Source organism: Pyrinomonadaceae bacterium, from assembly GCA_036277115.1.
Lineage (GTDB): Bacteria > Acidobacteriota > Blastocatellia > Pyrinomonadales > Pyrinomonadaceae > UBA11740.
Genome location: DASUNM010000028.1, coordinates 1 through 1848, shown reverse-complemented (window position 1 = coordinate 1848; position 1848 = coordinate 1). Strand labels below are relative to the sequence as shown.

Here is a 1848-nt window from a genome sequence, read left to right as displayed (position 1 = left end):
AATCGGGATAGGGGGGCGTCTCGCAACGCCCCTCCTCCCACACCACCGTGCATACGGATCACGTACACGGCGGTTCGGTTGATTCAGTCGACCTCCCTAACCGTTCGCCAATCTCGGCAGACCCAGCCGCCGGAAGTACCTGGCAGGTAAGGCGATCGTCAACGCAGGGCTCTGGCTCAAGCGCCAGGGACCATGGGCCGACTTCGCCGTGTTCCACGCCAAGTCCGTACTCACTCCCCGTCTCTTCAACTCCCGGTAGCCTCGTCTACCCCACTGTTTCCAAAGATAGCACCGCAGGCGGCGACGAATCCACTTCTCCAACTCCTGAAGCGGGCTCGGCACCTCGCTGAAACCATAATACGACCACCAGCCGCGCAGAGTCTTGCCCAGCCCCGACATCAGGCTGCGAAAGCTCACACCCAGCGTGCGGCACGTCTTCTGCTTCACCGTACACCGCAGCGCCTTCAACGCCTTGTCGCTGACACGCCGTCGAAGATCCCGACTGATGAACGTGAAGCCGAGCAACACTCGATGCCAGGGGCGGTCGACCGCGCTCTTTTCCTCGTTCACCCTCAGCTTCAGGCGCTTCTCCAGAAACTTCGACACGCTGGCCAGGACCCGCTCGCCCGCCCGCTTGCTACGAACGTAGACGTTCACGTCGTCAGCATAGCGGACGAAGCGGTGGCCTCGCTTCTCCAACTCGCGATCTAGGTCATCCAGCAGCAGGTTGGCCAGCAGAGGTGACAGCGGGCCGCCCTGCGGCACGCCCTCCTCTGTAGGCTCCAATATCTCACCGATCATCACCCCGCTTCTCAGGTATCGGTTGATCAGCTTCAACACGCGGGGTTCAGCAATCCGCCGCTTCACCCGCGCCATCAAAGACTCATGCACCACACGGTCGAAGAATCGCTCCAGATCCAGATCCACGACCCAAGCGTAGCCTTCCCGAAGGAATTGCTGCGCACAGTCGATGGCTTGGTGAGCAGAGCGGTGTGGGCGAAAACCGAAACTGAAACGGGAAAACGACCGGTCCCACTCGGCCTGGAGGACTTGGGCTAGCGCTTGCTGGATCAGCCGATCCAACACCGTGGGGATTCCCAACTCGCGGACACCGCCTCCCGGCTTCGGGATCTCCTTGCGGAGAACCGGCTGCGGACGGTAGGTGCCATTGAGCAGGGCAGTGCGGATCTCGAGCCAGTGTGCCCTCAGGTGATCCGGAAGCTCCTCGACGGTCATCCCGTCAACCCCCGGTCCACCCTTGTTGCGGCGAACTCGCCGTAGCGCTCGAAACATGTTGGATCGCTCCAACGCGCGCTCCAGCAGGTTCGGAAGACAAACCGGAGCGTCCTTTCCTCGCAACCCAGACCGGGCTTCATCCTCCGGCGGAGCCAGAGGCAGCCGAAGCTGCTTGACAGATGCAGTGCCCGGACTCGTCACGAAGCGACTTCCCCTCTCATACCGTTCGGGCCTTCGAGGCTCTCGCCTCTAATATGCCCTCTGCTGACTTCTGCAAGGCGTTCAGAAAGGATTGCTCCCCCCTCAGTCCGGCTCTTACCGGACACCTTGCAGATCTCCCAGGGTAAGACACAGAACTTTCCCTGCGTAGACGCCAGATTTATAAAGCCCACCCCAACGCAGAAGGAGGACTTCGCTGTCACGTGCCAGCTCGTCCCGAGTGGACCACACCTCATATCTGGTTCCTGTTCGTCGCCCCGCAGTTTTGGATTGGGCTTCCTTCAGACCCCACCTCGCGGTGACGCCCTTGCCCTTCTCCTAGCCTTCGGCTCTGCGAACACCTGGCAAGAGGTCTTTCACCTCTCTAGTTCTGTGCCATGCCTGGCACACACG

1 protein-coding gene is annotated in these 1848 nt (G+C 61.2%); it reads right to left on the bottom strand.

Going from position 1 to position 1848, the window contains the following annotated elements; translation table 11 throughout:
* Positions 1-96: 96 nt before the first annotated feature.
* Complete coding sequence (gene ltrA, locus VFX97_20485; protein ID HEX5705591.1) at positions 97-1293, bottom strand: group II intron reverse transcriptase/maturase; 1197 nt, start codon at positions 1291-1293, stop codon at positions 97-99.
* Between the last annotated feature and the right edge of the window lie 555 nt (positions 1294-1848).